The organism is Streptomyces sp. NPDC058663, assembly GCF_042716745.1.
Classification (GTDB): Bacteria; Actinomycetota; Actinomycetes; order Streptomycetales; family Streptomycetaceae; genus Streptomyces.
Genome location: NZ_JBHXRV010000017.1, coordinates 21,248 through 36,611, shown reverse-complemented (window position 1 = coordinate 36,611; position 15,364 = coordinate 21,248). Strand labels below are relative to the sequence as shown.

16 protein-coding genes are annotated in these 15,364 nt (G+C 72.9%); 4 read left to right on the top strand and 12 right to left on the bottom strand.

The window, feature by feature from the left end:
• Window positions 1-51: 51 nt before the first annotated feature.
• The 3 genes from ACFWVV_RS14895 to ACFWVV_RS14885 are packed head-to-tail and all read left to right on the top strand — an operon-like array spanning window position 52 to window position 2,710.
• The gene (locus ACFWVV_RS14895) at window positions 52-1,449 is read left to right on the top strand and encodes a pyridoxal phosphate-dependent decarboxylase family protein (RefSeq protein WP_384353727.1); all 1,398 of its coding nucleotides are present in this window, start codon (window positions 52-54) and stop codon (window positions 1,447-1,449) included.
• A gap of 38 nt (window positions 1,450-1,487) precedes the next feature.
• Window positions 1,488-2,081, top strand: a complete 594-nt coding sequence (locus tag ACFWVV_RS14890) for a hypothetical protein (protein WP_384353729.1) — start codon at window positions 1,488-1,490, stop codon at window positions 2,079-2,081.
• Window positions 2,078-2,710, top strand: coding sequence for a DUF6875 domain-containing protein (locus ACFWVV_RS14885; RefSeq protein WP_384353731.1), 633 nt, complete (start codon window positions 2,078-2,080; stop codon window positions 2,708-2,710). The genes ACFWVV_RS14890 and ACFWVV_RS14885 overlap by 4 nt, the downstream gene beginning before the upstream one ends.
• 54 nt (window positions 2,711-2,764) lie before the next feature.
• Here the strand turns inward: ACFWVV_RS14885 and ACFWVV_RS14880 are convergent, their stop codons facing one another.
• The 12 genes from ACFWVV_RS14880 to ACFWVV_RS14825 form a co-directional block, all read right to left on the bottom strand.
• Complete coding sequence (locus ACFWVV_RS14880; RefSeq protein ID WP_384353733.1) at window positions 2,765-3,622, bottom strand: alpha/beta hydrolase; 858 nt, start codon at window positions 3,620-3,622, stop codon at window positions 2,765-2,767.
• Window positions 3,619-4,341: an indole-3-glycerol-phosphate synthase gene (locus ACFWVV_RS14875; RefSeq protein ID WP_384353735.1), complete on the bottom strand. Its 723-nt coding sequence runs from the start codon at window positions 4,339-4,341 to the stop codon at window positions 3,619-3,621. Before ACFWVV_RS14875 ends, ACFWVV_RS14880 begins: the two co-directional genes overlap by 4 nt.
• 65 nt (window positions 4,342-4,406) lie before the next feature.
• Window positions 4,407-5,123, bottom strand: a complete 717-nt coding sequence (locus ACFWVV_RS14870; RefSeq protein ID WP_384353737.1) for an N-(5'-phosphoribosyl)anthranilate isomerase — start codon at window positions 5,121-5,123, stop codon at window positions 4,407-4,409.
• Complete coding sequence (locus ACFWVV_RS14865; protein WP_384353739.1) at window positions 5,120-6,265, bottom strand: acyl-CoA dehydrogenase family protein; 1,146 nt, start codon at window positions 6,263-6,265, stop codon at window positions 5,120-5,122. Before ACFWVV_RS14865 ends, ACFWVV_RS14870 begins: the two co-directional genes overlap by 4 nt.
• 47 nt (window positions 6,266-6,312) lie before the next feature.
• The gene (locus ACFWVV_RS14860; protein WP_384353741.1) at window positions 6,313-6,687 is read right to left on the bottom strand and encodes an ectoine synthase; all 375 of its coding nucleotides are present in this window, start codon (window positions 6,685-6,687) and stop codon (window positions 6,313-6,315) included.
• 79 nt (window positions 6,688-6,766) lie between these two features.
• Entirely contained in the window at window positions 6,767-7,675 is a 909-nt protein-coding gene (gene trpA / locus ACFWVV_RS14855; protein WP_384353743.1) for a tryptophan synthase subunit alpha, read from the bottom strand.
• Window positions 7,668-8,723 (bottom strand): hypothetical protein, encoded by a 1,056-nt coding sequence (locus ACFWVV_RS14850; protein WP_384353745.1) that lies wholly within the window; start codon window positions 8,721-8,723, stop codon window positions 7,668-7,670. Before ACFWVV_RS14850 ends, trpA begins: the two co-directional genes overlap by 8 nt.
• A 39-nt stretch (window positions 8,724-8,762) precedes the next feature.
• Complete coding sequence (locus ACFWVV_RS14845) at window positions 8,763-9,026, bottom strand: phosphopantetheine-binding protein (RefSeq protein ID WP_384353747.1); 264 nt, start codon at window positions 9,024-9,026, stop codon at window positions 8,763-8,765.
• Complete coding sequence (locus ACFWVV_RS14840) at window positions 9,023-10,630, bottom strand: AMP-binding protein (protein WP_384353749.1); 1,608 nt, start codon at window positions 10,628-10,630, stop codon at window positions 9,023-9,025. The genes ACFWVV_RS14845 and ACFWVV_RS14840 overlap by 4 nt, the downstream gene beginning before the upstream one ends.
• Window positions 10,627-11,475: a MaoC/PaaZ C-terminal domain-containing protein gene (locus ACFWVV_RS14835; RefSeq protein WP_384353751.1), complete on the bottom strand. Its 849-nt coding sequence runs from the start codon at window positions 11,473-11,475 to the stop codon at window positions 10,627-10,629. The genes ACFWVV_RS14840 and ACFWVV_RS14835 overlap by 4 nt, the downstream gene beginning before the upstream one ends.
• Window positions 11,472-12,725, bottom strand: coding sequence for a beta-ketoacyl-[acyl-carrier-protein] synthase family protein (locus tag ACFWVV_RS14830; RefSeq protein WP_384353753.1), 1,254 nt, complete (start codon window positions 12,723-12,725; stop codon window positions 11,472-11,474). The genes ACFWVV_RS14835 and ACFWVV_RS14830 overlap by 4 nt, the downstream gene beginning before the upstream one ends.
• A 78-nt stretch (window positions 12,726-12,803) precedes the next feature.
• Window positions 12,804-14,015 carry an aminotransferase class I/II-fold pyridoxal phosphate-dependent enzyme gene (locus ACFWVV_RS14825; RefSeq protein WP_384353755.1) on the bottom strand — a complete coding sequence of 404 codons (1,212 nt, stop codon included), beginning with the start codon at window positions 14,013-14,015 and terminating at the stop codon, window positions 12,804-12,806.
• A gap of 300 nt (window positions 14,016-14,315) precedes the next feature.
• On the opposite strand from ACFWVV_RS14825, the gene ACFWVV_RS14820 reads away from it, so the two are divergent.
• On the top strand, window positions 14,316-15,257 hold the full coding sequence (locus ACFWVV_RS14820) for a BTAD domain-containing putative transcriptional regulator (RefSeq protein WP_384353757.1): 942 nt from the start codon (window positions 14,316-14,318) through the stop codon (window positions 15,255-15,257).
• The last annotated feature ends 107 nt before the right edge of the window (window positions 15,258-15,364 follow it).

The following is a 15,364-nucleotide window of genomic DNA, read 5'->3' as shown; positions in this document are numbered from 1 at the left end:
CGACCCGAGCCGCCCCGTCGAGTCCCGGTGCGGCCCCCGGCGGAGGCTCCCGTGGACCTGCACGATCTGCACGACCTGCGTGCCTGGCTGCCCCGCGCGCTGACGGTGGCCGAAGAGTGGGGCGGGCGGTTCGGCCCCTACGAGGGCCATGACGCGCACCGTGTCACGGCCACCGCGTTCGACGAGGCGTTCGACCGCTTCGCCAAGCGGATGGACGACAACTACCCCTTTTTCCACCCGCGTTACGCGGGCCAGATGGTCAAGCCGCCGCACCCGGCCGCCGTCACCGGCTATCTCACCGCGATGCTGTTCAACCCGAACAACCACGCCGCCGAGGGCGGGCCCGCGACCACGGAGATGGAGCGTGAGGCGGTCGCCGCGCTGGCGGAGATGTTCGGGCTCGCCTCCTCCCACGTCGGGCACCTGACCACCAGCGGCACGATGGCCAACCTGGAGGCCCTGTACGTCGCGCGCGAGCTGCACCCGGGGCGCGGGATCGCCTACAGCTCCGAGTGCCACTACACGCACGAGCGGATGTGCCACGTGCTGGGCATGGAGGGCCATCGCGTTCCGGTGGACGTGCGCGGCAGAATCGATCTCGACGCGCTCGAGGACGTGCTGCGCGGCGGCCGGGTGGGCACCGTCGTGGTCACCACCGGTACGACCGGGCTCGGCGCGGTCGACCCGGTGCACGAGGTGCTGGCGCTGGCCAGGCGGTACGGGGTACGGGTGCACGTGGACGCGGCGTACGGCGGCTTCTTCGCGATCCTGGGCCGGGCCGGCACCGGGGGCGTCCACGCGGAGCCCTGGCGGGCGATCGCGGAGTGCGACTCGGTGGTGGTGGACCCGCACAAGCAGGGGCTCCAGCCCTACGGCTGCGGGGCGGTCCTGTTCCCCGACCCGCGCGCGGGTCGGCACTTCGCGCACGACTCGCCGTACACCTACTTCACCGATTCCGAGCTGCACCTGGGCGAGATCAGCCTGGAGTGCTCGCGGGCGGGGGCGGCGGCCGCGGGACTGTGGCTGACGCTCCAGCTGCTGCCGCTCACCGTGGACGGCTTCGGGCAGATCCTGGCGGCCAACCGGCGGGCAGCCCTGCACTGGGCCCAACTGCTCACCAATTCACGGGAGTTGGAGCTCTACCAGCGGCCGGACCTGGACATCGTGACGTACTTCCCGGCGACCGCGGACGGCCGGCTGTCCGCGATCGACGAGGCGTCGGGGCGGCTGCTGCGCGACGCGATGACGGCGGACCCCGACCCGGTGTTCCTGAGCGTGCTGCGCGCGGACGCGGACGCCTTCCAGCGGCGCCACCCCCGGGTGGTGCGGGACGCGGAGGCGGCCCGGGTGATCCGCAGCGTCCTGCTCAAACCGGAGCACGAGCACTATCTGCCGGTACTGCACGAGCGTGTCTCGGAGCTGGCCGCACGGGCCACCGCCGCGCCCTGACCACAGCACTCCCCCGCCCCGCGACCCTGGAGTCCACCTTGCCCACGACCCATCGGCCCCCGTTGTCCGGCCGGCCGGCCGTCACGGACCTGTGCGCGCTGCTCTCCTCCTGCTTCCACGACGACGCCCTCACCCGCTGGATGATCCCCGACCCCCTGGTGCGGGCCGAGCTGCTGCCCGGCTTCTTCCGGGTGTTCGTCGAACTGTCCGCCGCGTACGACGGCGTCCTCGCCGACCCCGGCGGCGACGGCGTGGTCCTCTTCCTGCCGCCCGGCGCCGCACCCGACGAGGCGGCCCTCGACGAGGCCCTCGGCCGGGCGCTGGGGCCGTACGCGGACGCCCTGCGCACCATCGCCGCCCACCAGGCCGAACGGCGCCCGGTGGACGTCCCGCACTACTACCTCTCCTTCGGCGGGGTCAGGGCAGGCCACCAGCGCGGCGGGCTGCTGACGGGGCTGCTGCAAGCGGTCGTCGCGCGCGCCGACGCGGAAGGAGTGGGCGCCTACACGGAGGCCAGCTCCCCCGGCGGCGAAGCCGTCACCGTGAAGGCCGGCTTCGTACGCCTGGGCGGGGACCTCGTGCTGCCGGGGGGCGGCCCCGCACTGCGACCGATGTGGAGGGATCCCCGATGAGGGGCGACGACCTGATCCAGTCCTGGACCGCGGGCCAGGTGACGCGGGGCGAGGTGCCCGCGCAGCACCTCGCCCCGCTCACCCTGGTGCTGGACTGGAGCCGGGACTTCCTGGTCTCCAGCCACCCCGAGCTGGGCCGCACGGGCCCGGTCTGCCCGTACACCCAGCCGTCCCTGCGCAAGGAGCTGTACCACCTGGCCGTGCCGTCGGCGGCCTGTGACGACCTGCCCTCCGCGGTCGACTCGCTGCGCACCCGCCACGCCAAGCTGTCCGCGCCGCTGTCGGAGGAGGACCGCGAACTGCTCACGATCCTCCTCGTGCTGCCGGACTTCGACGCGAGCGACTCGGTGGAACTGGACGAGCTCCAGCTCAAGGCCAAGGACGAGTTCGTGGCCGAGGGTCTGATGATCGGCCAGTTCCACCCGGTGTGCGAGGAGCCGGGTCTCTACAACGAGGACTTCCGGCCGCTGCGCGCCCCGCTGCCGCTCCTGGCGGTCCGCAAGCTGCTGGTCTTCGACCTCCCGTTCCTGCTGGGCGACGACCTGCACATGGACCACTACCTCCAGCGTTTCGCCCCCTCCATCCCGGCCAGGGTGCGCGACCGGCTGGTGAGCCAGGTGCTCGCCTGACCGGGTGGCCGCCGGGCGGCCGCCCGACCGGAGGGCCGCCCGGCCGCCGCCCGCTCACCCGGCGGCCCCCACACACCGCTCGACGAAGGCCAGCACCTCCCGGTGGTACGCCGGCGCCGTGAGGCCGAGCCCGATGTTGTGGCCCGACGCCGGGAGGTGGGCGGTGGTGACCGACGGGCACGCCGTCAGCCGGCCGGTCATCTCCGCCAGGGTGTCCTCGTCGAGCTCCCACCACAGTTCGTGCTCCGCGAAGGTCAGCCGGACCGGGATGCGGACACGGGGGGCCAGCTCCTCGAACTGGCGGGGCCACAGGACGGTTTCCGCCGCTTCCCGGGACGGGGTCGGCGAGAGCAGGGAGCGGCTGGCCCGGAACGTGCCGGGCGGGTAGAGGTTCAGCGGGCCCCAGTTGAGCTTGGTGGCGCCGCCGCCCAGGGTGGTGGGGAAGTGCAGGGCCTCGGGGTGGTACCGGTAGCCGGTGCCGGAGGTGTCCAGGCCCAGGAGCGGGAGCGCGCCCTCGGTCGCCGCCGTGTGCAGGGCGACCTTGCCGCCGTCGGAGTGTCCGAGCAGGAAGACCCCGGCACCGCTCTCGTGGGTGCGGCTGTAGTCCTTGAGCGCGGTGTGCAGGGCCGCCGCCTGCTCGGCGAGCGGCAGGCCCTCGGGGAGGAACCCGGCGGACTCCCCGTATCCCGGCCGGTCCACGGCCAGTACGGCGAACCCTCGGGCGGTGGCGAGCGGGACGAAGGAGTTCCAGTACGCGGCGCCGGTGCCGCGTCCGTGGACGGCCAGGACGGTGGCGCGCGGCGGACCCTGGGCGGGCCGGGCCAGCAGCGCCGAGAGGGGGAAGCCGCCGGCGTCGAGGGTGAGCGGGGTTGCGGGCGGGGCGATTTCTTCGGCGTAGGCGAGGGGGCTCATCGCAGTATCAGTTCCTTCCGGGCGCCGGCCACGGACCGCATCCAGGCCGCCGGTGCCCCGCTGCGCAGCAGCGAGGTGCCCACCAGCAGGCCGCGGAAGCCGGCGTCGAGGAGGCCGGCCGCGGTCTCGGGACTGTCGATGCCGCTCGCGCTGACCGGGCAGGGGGTGCCCGTGGCGCGGACCGCAGGCAGCAGGTCCAGGCTGCGGCCGAGGTCCCCCCGGCCGCGCTCCCGCTTCTTGATGTCCTTGTTGTTGACCGCGATCACGCATTCCGAGGGGTGGTGGACGCTTTCGAGTTCGGCCTCCGAGGTGATCTCGACGAAGGGGGTCAGCCCGTTGCGCAGGCACTCCGTCTCCAGCGTGCGCATGCTGGAGGCGGGCAGCAGGGCCGCGGTCAGCAGGACGGCGGAGGCGCCGAGCTCCTTGGCGGTGCGGACCTGGTCCTTGCGGGTGATGAAGTCCTTCTGCAGCAGTGGGAGTTTGGTGATGGCGGCGACGTCGCGCAGCAGGTCGGGCGTGCCGCCGAACCAGCGGCCGGTCACCACCGAGATGCAGGGCGCGCCGGCCGCCTCGTACGCCTCGACGATGCCGACCGGGGTGCGGCTGCCGAGCAGGTTGTAGCCGTGGGAGTCGAGCCTCTTCACCTCCGTCACCACGGGCGTCGGGGCGGCCAGGAGGGCCTCGAGAAAAGGGAAGTCGGTCCGGTTGCGGTCCGTCATCGCGAAGGGCTCCGTTTCGGAAGGGGCCCCGGGAGGGGGCTTCGGGAGGGGCGGGGGCCCCGGGGTCAGACGGGGTCCAGGGCGCGGGTGCCGGTGCCGGTGCACCAGGAGCGGGCCAGGGCGGCGATCTCCGGGACGCCGAAGCCGCCGGTGAGGGCGGAGCGGGCCGCGGTGTCGACGTCGATGCCGCGGAACCCGGGGTGGTCCGCGACCTCCCCGTACGCCGGGCGGTTGGCCGGAGTGAGTCCCCCGGCCAGCAGGAACGGCCTGCTCAGGCGGGGCAGCAGGGCCGTGAGGTGCGCGGGGTCAAGGGTGCGTCCCGTGCTGCCGATGCGGCCGTCGTCGGTGGCGGTGTCGAGGAGGAACAGGTCGGTGCCTGCCCTGGCGTACGCGCCCGCCAGCGGGCGTTCCACGCAGCCGCCCGCCCCGTCGACGTGCAGCACCTTGACGATGCCGACCTCGGCGGGCAGTGCCTCGCGCAGTGCCCGCACGAGCGAGGGCGGCTGGTAGGCGTGCAGCTGGACCAGACCGATCCCGGCCCGCCGCACCAGCGCAGCCAGCTCGTCCGCGTCCGCGAGGAAGGTGACCAGTACCGGCAGCAGCCCGGCCGAACGGGCCTGTCCCGCAAGGGATTCGAGCTGCTGCGCGGTCAGTTCGGACGGGCCGCCGGGGATGCCGTGCCACAGGCCGACACAGTCCGCCCCGGCGGCCGCCGCCGCCTCGATGTCCTGCGGGGCCGTGGCCCCGCAGACCTTCAGCAGAAGGGGTGGGAGCCGGGTCACTTGCCCAGCCCGAGCATCGAGGCGATGCGGTTGTACTGGATCTCGTTGGTGCCGGAGTAGATGGTGCCTCCGACGGCGTTGCGTACTTCCTGTTCCAGTCCGAACTCCGACATGTAGCCGTGGCCGCCGAAGATCTGGACGGCGGTCAGGCTGGTGGCCAGGTTGCTCTCGCTCGTGACCAGTTTGGAGATGGCGAGATCCTCGGTGACGTTCTCACCGGCTTCCAGCTTCTCGCCCGTGTCGTAGAGCCACTTGCGGGCGGTCTCCAGCTGGATCTTGGTGTCGACTATCTTGTTGGCGATCGTCTGGTACGAACCGATCGCCTTGCCGAAGGACTTGCGGGTCTTCGCGTAGTCGACACACCGGTCCAGCCGGCGCTGCATCTCCCCCACGTTGACGATGAAGGAGAAGAGGATCTCCCGCTTCATCACGTGGTCCAGTACGAGGAACCCGCCGCCGACGCGTCCCAGTACCGCACTCCTGGGCACCCGTACGTCGTCGAAGAAGAGTTCGCTGAGCGGCGAGGTCCGCAGGCCCATCTTCTTCAGGGGCTTGCCCGCGGTCAGGCCGGGGGTGTTCGCGTCCACCAGGAACGCGGTGGTGCCGAGCGGGCCGCCGTCGGGGTGGGTGCGGGCGTAGACCACGACGAGGTCCGCGACCGGTCCGTTGCTGACGAAGACCTTGCTGCCGTTGATGACGAAGTCGTCACCGTCCCGGACGGCCCGGGTGGTCATGGCCATGGCGTCGGAGCCGCCCTCGGCCTCGGTGATCGCGTGTGCGCCGATCGCCTCGCCCGAGCAGATCAGGGGCAGGTAGCGCTCCTTCTGGTCGGTGGTGCCGAACTGCTGGATCGGGATGCCGGTGGAGCAGATGGACGTGGTGACCGAGAAGCTCAGGCCGGCGTCCCTGTTGTACTCGCCGAGGCCCTCCAGCACGTACATGGTGGTCAGGAGCGACTGCCCCAGGCCCCCGTACTCCTCGGCGAAGGGCAGGGAGAGGATCCCGGTCTTCTGGACGAGCTTCCACTTGTCCTCGGAGAAGGCGGAGCGCTCGTCGAGCTCGATGTGGTCTGCGCTGAGTGCGTCTCCCCACCTCTCCAGGCTGTCGCGCAGATCTGCCTGGTCGGTGTTCCAACGGATCACGACGGACCCCTTTGTGTGGGCGGATGGTGCGGGCTGGTGCGCCGGTCTCAGTAGGCGGAGGAGGTGGCGGCGTCGAGGCTGTGCACCTCGTCGCCGCGCAGGGCCGGCGAGAAGACGCAGACCAGGCGCAGGTCCTCGTGCGGGCTGGCCACCAGGAAGTGCGCGTCGTGCTGGTCCAGGGCGTACATCCGGCCCGGGACGATCTCGTGGGAGGTGCCGTCGAGCTCGATGACCTCACCGGATCCCGCGATGCAGTAGCAGGCTTCCAGGTGGTTGACGTACTCCAGGCGGGACTTGGTGCCCGCGCTGACGACGGTGTCGGTGAGCGAGTAGCCCAGGCCGTCCTCGGCGAGGAGGAAGCGGCGGCTGAGGCCGTTGCCCCACTCGACGGTCTTCACGGACTCGATGTCACGAACGATCATGGCTGTCTCCTGGGGTGAGGGTGGTGCGCGAGGGTGCTGGATGAGGTGCGGAACTCTCCGGCCGGACGAACCGGCCTGGTCAGGAAGGCTGTTCGGCGCCCGTGGGGCCGGTGGCAGCTGCGGTGTGGCGGGGGCCGTGGGTGCCGTCCGGGAGGACCGAGCGGACGAAGGCCCTGAAGGCCTCGGTCACGTCGTGTCCTGCCTCCTGCGCCGCCTCGATGGCGGCGACGGCGGCGGAGCCGATGATCGCGGCGTCCGCCCCGGCGGCCCCGACGGCCTCCACGTGCCTGCGGGTGCTGACCCCGAAGCCGACGGCGATCGGGGATGCGGTGTGCGCCCGGAGGCCCGCGACCGTCTGCGCGAGCGCGGCGTGGCCGGCGGCGGGTGCGGTCCCGCTGCGTCCGTAGTGGGCGACGAGGTAGAGGTAGGCGGAGGCGCGGGCGGCTGCCTGTGCCTGCGTCTCCTGCGGGCTGTTGGCGTAGCAGGTGGTGACGACGGGGAGCCCGGCCTCGGCGGCCGACTCCAGGTGGGCGGTGCGCAGCCGGGGCGGCAGCGCGTGGATCAGGAGGCCGTCGGCGCCCGATGCGGCGATGTCGCGGGTGGCGGCGGCCAGGTCCCGGTGGCCGAGCGAGTACCTCCAGTCGGTGAGCAGGGCGATCCGGGTGTGCGCCAGGTGCGGCCGTACATCGGCGATGAACGCGAGTACGTCGTCCAGGCCCGCCCCGCCGCGCTCCAGCGCCCGGCTCGCGGAGCGCCGTACGACCGCGCCGTCGGTGACCGAGTCGGGGAACGGGACGGCCAGTTCCAGGCAGTCCACGCCCTCCTCGTCGAGCATCAGCAGCAGGTCGCGCAGGACCGGCAGCGGCGGGTCGCCCGCGTTGAGGAACAGCGCCAGGCCGGTGCGGCCTTCGGTGCGGCGGGGGAAGAAGGGGGCGGGTGCGGGGGGTGCGGGGGTCGTGGTCCCGGTGACCTCCAGGGGGCTAGGCATGGGCCACCGCCGGCTTCTTCGACGGGGTGGTGGGCTTGGGGGCCTCGGCGATCCGCCGTGCCAGGTCGCGGGCGGCGCCGGAGCGCACCGCGTGTTCGGCCAGCGCGATCGCGGAGTGCCAGTCCCGGCGGGTGTCGGTGGCCACCGCGAGGGCGGCTGCACCGAGGCAGACGGTGCGGGTGGCGATGCGGCCCGCGGTGCCGGAGAGGACGGAGAGGAAGTGGTTGACGGCGTCCGCCGGGTCGGCGGCGGGCCGCAGGTCGCCGAACGAGCCGTCGGCGGGGGTGAGTTCGCCGGGCCGGATGATCCGGGTCAGGGCTCTCTCACCGTGGACGGTGTTGGTGGCGAAGGGGAGCAGCTCGTCGGCGCCGGTGTCGTTGGTGGTGAGCCAGATCCTGCGGCCCGGGTGGCTCGCGGCCAGGGAGCGCAGGGTGTCCAGCGGGGCCGTCGCGGAGACCCCGGTGACCTGGGCGGTGACCGGCAGGTCGGCGAGGAAGGGGCCCAGCGCGTTCAGGAAGCGCCCGAAGGGCTTCATGCTCAGCGGGGCCACCGTCCTGGCCAGCCGGGTCAGCTGCGAGGGGTAGACGAAGGGGCCGGTGAAGGCGATGCCGTAGGTGGCGAGGGTGTCCTCGGTCTGGGCGTACGAGGAGGTGAGCCTGACCCCGAGCCGCTCCAGCAGGTCGACGGAACCGAGCGAGCTGGTGTAGGCGCGGGAGCCGGTCTTGACGACCTTGACGCCGGCCGCCGCGGCGACGAACGCCGAGGCGGTGGAGATGTTGAAGGTACGGGGCCCGCCGCCGGTGCCGACGACGTTCACGGTGTCCTGCCAGGAGGCACCCACCGGGGCCGCGGCCCGGCGTTCGGCGAGCGAGTCCAGCAGGTGGCGCAGCGTCTCGTGGTCCGGGATGCGGCTGGTGAGCGAGGTCAGCAGGGCGACGGCCTGGGTCTGGTCGAGCCGGCCGTCGCCGAGCTGGTCCCACCAGGACCGCCAGGTCTCCCGGCCGACGGGGGCCTGCTGTCGCAGCAGGCCGGTGAGTGCGTCATGCACGGTCGGTCTCCGTCTCTGGTGGGGGCGGCGGGGGCGGGATCAGACCGTCGCGGGGGCGGCCGCGCGGGCTTCGGCGATGAAGGTGTCGATGGCCTCGACGCTGCGGAAGTTGTTCGGGTCGAGGTCGTCGTCGCCGACGGCGACCTGGAAGCGGTCCTCGACCCAGGCGATCAGCTTGAGGACGCCCAGGCTGTCGATGACCCCGTCGTTGAGCAGGTCGTGGTCGGAGGCCAGCTCGCTCGCCGGGGTGCCCGGCAGGAACTCGGTGATGACGAAGTTCTTGATGGTGTCGACGTTGCTCATGACGGGATTCCTTCGGGTGTGGTGGCGGTGGCGGTCAGCTGGTCGAGCCGGTCGAGCGCTTTGCGGTCGACCTTTCCGGTGGCCGTTTTCGGCAGCGGGGCGTCGATGAGGGTGAGGTGTCCTGGCACGGCGGCCCTGGGCAGGTGCTGGGCGCAGTGCTTGCGCAGCTGCAGCCCGGTGAGGGCGGAGCCGGGTGCCCGCTGGACGCCGGCGACGAGCTTCTTGCCGGCGATCGCGTCGGGCAGGGCGGCCACTCCGGCCTCCAGGACGTCGGGGTGCTCCTGGAGGACCCGTTCGATCTCGGCGGTGTTGACGGCGACGCCGCGGACCTTGACCTGGAAGTCGGTGCGGCCGGTCAGGTGCAGGGTGCCCGCGGCGTCGCGCCGGACCAGGTCGCCGGTGCGGAACCAGCGGCGGCCGTCGAGCCCCAGCGGGTGGCCGCCGAACTTCTCGGCGTGCCGGGTGCGGTCGAGGTAGCCGCGGGTCTGGAAGGGCGTGGAGACGTACAGCTCTCCGCTGCCCGGCCCTTCGACGACGGCCTGGGTGTCGGGGTCCAGCAGGAGGGCCTGCACGCCGGGCAGCGGCTGGCCGATGGGTACGGGCGGGAAGGCGGTCGCGGTGGTGTCGACCTCGTGGATGAAGCTGTCGTTGGTCTCCGTGCAGCCGTAGATGTTGTGGATGCGGGCCCGGGGGAAGAGGCCGGGCAGGGCGGCGAAGGTGCGGTCGGGGATGGCGTCGCCGGTGAACATCACGTGCTCGACGCCGGGGAAGACGGTGCCGGTCTTGGCGGCCGCGTCCTGGAGCAGTCCGAAGGCCATCGGGACGGCCTGCATGACGTGCACCTCGTGGCGCAGCAGCAGTTCGCTCAGGTGGCGGCCGTGGGCGGCGAGTGCCGGATCGACGAGGACGACGCGTCCGCCGTGGGCGAGCGTGGTCCACACGTCAAGGAGGCAGAGGTCGAAGTTGAGGGGCGCGTAGTTGAGGACGGTCCGGCCGGGTCCTGCCTGGAAGGCGGGGCCCGCCCAGCGGGTGAAGCGGTCCACGGCGTCCGTGCCCAGCGGGACGATCTTCGGGAGGCTGGTGGAGCCCGAGGTGGTGAGCAGGAGGGCCACGTCGGCGGCCTCGTCGGCGGGCAGCGGCTGGGCGGTGACGTCCGGGTTGGGCGTCACACGGGCCGGCTCGCCGCCGGGGGCCAGTACGTGTGCGCAGCCGGCCTGGGCGAAGAGATCGGCGAGCAGCGAATCGGCGAGGGCCGGGGACGGGAGCATCACCGGACGCCGGGAGAGCAGGCAGGCCAGCACCAGGGCGACGGTGGCCGGGGACTTGTCGGCGAGGACACCGACCGGTTCGCCGGGGCCGAGCCGCAGGTGGGCGAGCCGGTCGCGTTCCTGGCCTGCGAGCTCGTAGAGGGCGCGGTAGGTGGTCTCGGTGCCGTTGAAGACGAGGGCGGTGGCGTGCGGGCGGTCCCGTACCTGGGTGAGGAACCCGGCGATCAGGCCGGGGGTGGGTGCGGGGGCGGCCTGCGGGGCGGTGACGGCCTCCTGGACGGGGGCGGCCTGCGCCTTCGTGGCCGGCGCTTTCGTCCCCTGCGGGGTGGTGGTCACGGGTGGCCTCCCGGCTGGGGCGGGGCGATCTCGATCCAGCCCGACTTCACGGCCGCGCCCTGGGGCGTCTTGCAGGTGAAGCGCACGACCCGGGCCTCGGCGTCCGGCTGCAGGGCGATCTCCAGCGGGGTGCCCGGCGGTACGGGGGCGGAGAAGCGGCAGCCCAGGCCGCGCACCCGGGCGGCGTCGCCGTCGGCGAACCGGTCCACGGCCTCCTCCACGGCGAGGGCGACGACGCTCATGCCGTGCGCGATGACGGTTTCGAACCCCGCCGCGCGGGCCGCCTCCTGGTCGAGGTGGATGGGGTTCAGGTCGCCGGAGACGTGCCCGTAGGTGCGGATCCAGGCGGGGCTCAGCTCGTGGGTGGCGCTCTGCGGGGTGCCCGCGCCGGTGGGGGCGGGGGCGGGCGGGCCGCCGGCTATGTCGCCGTACGGCTCAAGGAGCGTGGCGCCCACCAGCAGGGCGGAGATGGTGAGGTGGGCGATGGGCTCGGGGCCGTCCTCGCCGGTCAGCTCGGTGCGCAGGGCGATCCGGGCGCCGCGCGGCTCCTTGCGGATGCCGGCCACCTCCAGGGTGACGGTGATCTCCTCGTCGGGGCGGACCTGGCGCACGATGCGGATGTCCTGGGCGAGGTGGACCACGGAGACCGGGCCCGGCTCGGCCTCGGTGAGCGCGGCGACGGTCTGCTCGGCGACGGTGTGGGCGAGGACGAAGGCGTGCACCGGGGACGCCTGGCCGGGCCTGGCGGGCGGCAGACAGTGGCGGGCCGCGGTGCGGTAGCCGGTGATGGCCGGTTCGCCGACGGTGAGGGTACGGACCGGGGACGGCAGGGCGAGGGTCGTCATACCGGCATCACCACCACGGAGGAGTTGTGTCCGCCGAACCCGAAGGAGTTCGTGATCGCGGGTCCCTGCGGCACGGCGCGCGGTACGCCGTGGACGACGTCGATGTCCATTCCTGGCTCCTGCTGTTCGTGGTTGGCGGTGGGAGGTACTTCGCCCTGCCGCATGGCCTGCACGGTGGCGATGAGTTCGACGGCGCCGGCGGCGCCGATGAGGTGCCCGATGACGGACTTCGGGGCGGTGACGGGGGGCTGCGCGCTGCCGAACACCTTGGTGAGGGCGGCGGCTTCGGCGCGGTCGTTGTGCGGGGTGGAGGTGCCGTGCGCGTTGACGTGGACGATGTCCTCGGGCGCCAGGCCCGCGTCGGCGATGGCACCTGCCATGGCGGCGGCGGCGAGGGCGCCGTCGGGCACCGGCATGGCGAGGTGGTAGGCGTCGGAGGTGGCGGCGTACCCGGCGACCAGGCCGTAGGTGCGGGCGCCGCGCGCTTTCGCGTCGGCGAGGCGTTCCATCACGACGAACCCGGCGCCCTCGCCCATCACGAAGCCGTCGCGGTCCTTGTCGAAGGGGCGCGAGGCGTGCTCGGGGTCGTCGTTGCGCATCGAGACGGCGTTGAGGTTGCCGAAGCCGGCCAGCGTGACGGGGGTGAGGGTGTGCTCGGCGCCGCCGGCGATGACGACGTCGGCGCGGCCGGTCTGCAGGAGCATCAGCGCGTGGCCGATGGCGTCGGCGCCGCTGGCGCAGGTGTTGGCGACGGTCAGGGCGGGGCCCGTCCAGCCGAGCCGGATGGCGATGTGCGCGGCGGCCGCGTTGGGCATCGTCATCAACGGCATCAGCGGGTTGACCCTGGCCGGGCCGCCCTCGGTGAAGTGGGCGGACTCCAGGTCGCTGGTGGCGCGTCCGCCCACCGCGTTGCCGACGACGATCGCGGTGCGGCCCGCCTCGGCGGTGGGTGCGCCGGCGTCGCGGTGCGCGGCGAGCGCGGCAGCCGTACCGAAGTGGGCGAAGGGGTCCATCCGGCGGGCTTCCTTCGCCGGTACGAGACCCGCCACGGCGTCCAGGCCGGTGACGCGGCAGCCGATCCGTACCCGGTGGCGGCTGAGGTCGAAGTGGGTGAGGGTGGCCGCGGTGGAGCGGCCGGCCCGCAGGGTGTTCCACAGCTCGTCCGGGGTGCACCCGCCGGGGGTGACCACGCCCATGCCGGTGATGGCGACGGGCGGCTGCGCCGAACTGCCCCTGGACTGTCCAGGCATGTCTGCTCCTCGGAGGCTGTCGAAGCCGTCGTTGCGGGTGGGCGCGGGGCGCTCGGTTGCGGGGTGGGCGCGGGGCGCTCAGATGATCCGGCACTCGCGGGCGGACGCGATGAAGGCCTCGGCGGCGAAGTCGAGGTCGGCCTTGGTGTGCGCGGCGGTGATCGCGATGCGCAGCCTGGCCAGGTCGTTGGGGACGGCGGGGGTGACCACGGGGAGGCCGATGACACCGTTCCTGCGGCAGGTGGTGGCGTAGTCGTAGGCGGCCTCGTCGGACCCGGCGATGACCGGGACGACGGCGGTCTCGCTGTCGACGGTGCTCATGCCCGCGTCGTGCAGGGTGCGGCGGAAGCGCTCGGACTCCCGCTGGATGAACTCCACCCGCTCCGGCTCCCGTTGCAGGATCTGCAGGGACGCCAGCGCGGCGGCGGCCTGGGCCGGGCCCAGCGCGGCGGAGAAGAGGAAGGGGCGTGCGGCGTACTTGAGGTGGTGGATGAGCTCCGCGGAGCCCGCCACCCAGCCGCCCATGGAGGGAATCGCCTTGGAGAGGGTGCCGAGCTTGATGTCGACGCGGGCCTCGTAGTCGAAGTGCTCCTCGATGCCCTTGCCGGTGGCGCCGATGACGCCCAGCGCGTGGGCCTCGTCGACCATCAGCAGCGCGTCGTGCATGTCGCAGACCTTGCGGAGGTCGACCAGGGGGGCGATGTCGCCGTCCATGGAGTAGACGCTGTCGACGATGACCAGGCGGACCCCGCCCTTGGGGGCTGCGGCCAGCCGGCGCTCCAGGTGGCCGACGTCGTTGTGCCGGAAGCGGGTGACGTTGGCGCCGGAGAGGCGGCAGCCGTCGACGATGCTGGCGTGGTCGTACTTGTCGATGAAGACGGTGTCGCCGGGGCCGACGATGCCGCCGACGGTGCCGGTGTTGGCCGCGTAGCCGGAGCCGAAGACCATCGCCTTCTCGCGGCCGGCGACCTTGGCGACCTCGGCCTCCAGCTCCTCGTGCAGCGGGGTGGAGCCGGCCAGGGCGCGGACGCCGTGGTTGCCGGTGCCGTAGAGGTCGAGGGCGGCCTTGGCGGCGGCGACCACGCGCTCGTCGCCGGCCAGACCGAGGTAGCTGTAGCCGGACATCATCAGCAGGCGGCGGCCGTCCAGGTCCGCGTAGGCCGAGTTCCGCTCGCAGGTGTACGCCACGAAGCTGTTCTTGCGCTCGGGCTCGTACTCCAGCGAGGCAACCCTGTCGCGGAAGTAGGCGAGCTTCGGCTCCAGGCGTTCCCAGGCAGCGGATGCGTTCACGTTCTTCTCCTTCGCGAGCGTCCGGCCGACCCGGAACTCCATCGGCGCCCTGCCGTTTCTCCGGCGGGGCTCTAGTGGAATTCCATTAGGGCTCCGGAGGCGCAATAGCAGCGCAAGGTCACGCGCGAGGGCGGTAGTCGAGCGCGGCAGGAGCGGGAGAAGTGCGGCAGTCCAGTCGCGCTGGAAGAGCGGTCGACGGGGCATTTCGCCGTTGACACGCGAACCGGGCACACGGTTATGTTCGAGAGCGCACGAACTAGACAGACACGGCCGGAAGTCGTCCGTTTCGGAGAGTGCAGAATGCTGATCAGACTCGTGGGGATTGTCGCGATCGAGCAGGACGGGGCCCCGCCGCAGCACCTGTCGAGCGCCCAGGCACAAGTGGCGCTCGCCCGGCTGCTGGTCGAGCGGGCCGACGGAACCGAACGTGACCAGTTGGCCGAAACTGTATGGCCCGAGGGACTGCCCGACACCTGGGCCTCGGCGCTACGGAGCGTGGTGAGCCGGGTCCGCGCGTTCGTCACCACTCCGCGGGACCTGCCCGGCGAGACACCGCTGGTCGCCCAGGGCGGCCGGTACGTGCTGCGGATCCCGGAGCACGCGGTGGTGGACGTGGAAGTCGCGCAGAGCGCGGTGACCGAGGCCGTCGCGGCGTACGCCCAGGGCGCCTACGCGGTGGCCCGGCAGCTGGCGGCCGGCGCCGTGTCGAACCTGCGCGGTTCGTTCCTTCCCTCGCACGAGGGCGAGTGGGTCGACTCGATGCGCGAACAGCTGGAGGAACTGCGGCTGAACGCCCTGGAGACGGCCAGCCTGGCGTCCTCCGCGCTCGGCGACGAGCACCACGCGCTGCGGTACGCGGAGGAGGCGGTGCGCCGGGCCCCGTTCCGGGAGAGCGCCTACCGGTGCCGGATGGCGGCCCACTCACGGGCCGGCAACCGGGCCGAGGCGCTGCGCAGTTACCAGCAGCTGCGCGACGTGCTCGCCGAGGAACTGGGCATCGACCCGGCGCCCGAGACGGAGGCGGTGTACCTGGAGCTGCTGCGCACCCCCGAGCCGCGGCCCGCCCTGCGGCCGGTGGCCGCGCTGGACCCGCTGCTGATGGGCATGTTCGAGGTGGACCGCAGGGCGGCGCCGCCCCGGCCGTGCTTGCTGTCCGCGCACGGCTGCATCACCCACCCGCTGCCGGCCGCCCGCACCGCGGCGCCGCTGCCCACCTCCCTGCCGGCCTCCCCCGCGGCCTGAACCCGCGCCGGTACGACTGGGGCGCCGCGGCCCGCACCGCACCAGCCGCCCGGTCCCCCAAGCCCCTCAGCCCCCAGTCCCCCAAGCCCCCAGGGCACGCGTCGAAG

Bases quoted from the DNA above. Each gene is read 5' to 3' on its own strand.
- ACFWVV_RS14885 (WP_384353731.1), top strand. From the start codon at position 2,078: ATGAGGGGCGACGACCTGATCCAGTCCTGGACCGCGGGCCAGGTGACG.
- ACFWVV_RS14880 (WP_384353733.1), bottom strand. From the start codon at position 3,622: ATGAGCCCCCTCGCCTACGCCGAAGAAATCGCCCCGCCCGCAACCCCG.
- ACFWVV_RS14875 (WP_384353735.1), bottom strand. From the start codon at position 4,341: ATGACGGACCGCAACCGGACCGACTTCCCTTTTCTCGAGGCCCTCCTG.
- ACFWVV_RS14860 (WP_384353741.1), bottom strand. From the start codon at position 6,687: ATGATCGTTCGTGACATCGAGTCCGTGAAGACCGTCGAGTGGGGCAAC.
- trpA (WP_384353743.1), bottom strand. From the start codon at position 7,675: ATGCCTAGCCCCCTGGAGGTCACCGGGACCACGACCCCCGCACCCCCC.
- ACFWVV_RS14845 (WP_384353747.1), bottom strand. From the start codon at position 9,026: ATGAGCAACGTCGACACCATCAAGAACTTCGTCATCACCGAGTTCCTG.
- ACFWVV_RS14835 (WP_384353751.1), bottom strand. From the start codon at position 11,475: ATGACGACCCTCGCCCTGCCGTCCCCGGTCCGTACCCTCACCGTCGGC.
- ACFWVV_RS14830 (WP_384353753.1), bottom strand. From the start codon at position 12,725: ATGCCTGGACAGTCCAGGGGCAGTTCGGCGCAGCCGCCCGTCGCCATC.
- ACFWVV_RS14820 (WP_384353757.1), top strand. From the start codon at position 14,316: ATGCTGATCAGACTCGTGGGGATTGTCGCGATCGAGCAGGACGGGGCC.